Genomic DNA, 1,290 nt, shown 5'->3' on the forward strand with positions numbered 1-1,290 from the left:
GCGTGCGGGTGTGTCGTCGTTCGGTGTGAGCGGGACCAATGCGCACGCGATCATCGAGGAGCCTCCGGTGGTGGAGGAGCCTCCGGTGGTGGAGGCGGAGGAGGAGCCGAGGGATTGTGCGGCTGCGCCTGTGGCTGTGGGTGTGGTGCCGTGGGTGGTCTCTGGTCGTGGTGAGGGTGCGTTGCGGGCGCAGGCGGAGCGGCTGGGGTCGTTCGTGGCGGCTGCGCCTGAGCTGGAACCGGTTGATGTGGGGCTGTCGTTGGCGGTGTCGCGGTCGGGTTTTGAGCGGCGCGCGGTGGTGCTGGGGGCCGATCGGGCGGGGCTGCTCGATGCGCTGGCTGCGGTGGGCGCGGGCCGTGAGTCGGCTGGTGTGGTGCTGGGTTCGGGCCGTGAGCTTGGCCGGACGGTGATGGTCTTCCCTGGTCAGGGGTCGCAGTGGGCGGGCATGGGGGCGGAGTTGTTGTCGGCTTCGCCGGTGTTCGCCGAGTGGATGGGGCGGTGCGCGGAGGCGCTGGCGCCGTTTGTGGATTGGGATCTGTTGGAGGTTGTTTCCGAGGGGCGTGCTTTGGACCGGGTGGATGTGGTTCAGCCGGTGACGTGGGCGGTGATGGTGTCCCTCGCCGAGTTGTGGCGTTCCGTCGGCGTGGTTCCCGATGCGGTGATCGGTCATTCGCAGGGGGAGATTGCTGCTGCTGTGGTGGCGGGTGGTCTGTCGTTGGAGGACGGCGCGCGGGTGGTGGCGCTGCGTTCGCAGGTCATCGGTCGTGAGCTGGCTGGGCGGGGCGGTATGGCGTCCATCGCTCTCCCCGAGGCGGAGGTGCGTGAACGCCTCGTTGCAGACGGTGAGTTGAGCATTGCCGCAGTGAATGGGCCGTCATCGACGGTGGTGTCCGGTGACGCCGATGCAGTAGAGGCGTTTGCCGCGGCTTGTGAAGCCGATGGCATTCGGGCGCGTCGTATTGCGGTGGATTACGCCTCCCATTCGGCGCATGTGGAGGCCATCGAGCAGGAGCTGCTGGAGGCGCTTGATTCCGTACGGCCGCAGTCCGGCACCATCCCCTTCTACTCCACGGTGGAGGGCACGTTCCTCGACACGGAGGGTCTGGATGCCGCGTACTGGTACCGGAATCTGCGTCGTCAGGTGCAGTTCGAGGCCGGGGTTCGTTCCCTTGCGGCGGAGGGTTTTACGACCTTTGTGGAGTCGAGTGCGCACCCGGTCCTGACCGTGAGCGTCCAGGAGACTCTCGACGACGTAGTCGTGGCGGGCTCGCTGCGCCGTGACGAGGGAAC

At 67.6% G+C, this 1,290-nt stretch carries 1 protein-coding gene; it reads left to right on the forward strand.

Annotated elements, in window-relative coordinates; translation table 11 throughout:
- Positions 1-25: 25 nt before the first annotated feature.
- Positions 26-1,290 (forward strand): acyltransferase domain-containing protein (locus tag ACWD6P_RS37025; protein ID WP_451448614.1); only part of this gene is annotated, 1,265 nt, incomplete at its 3' end.

Source organism: Streptomyces sp. NPDC002446 (genome assembly GCF_053595675.1).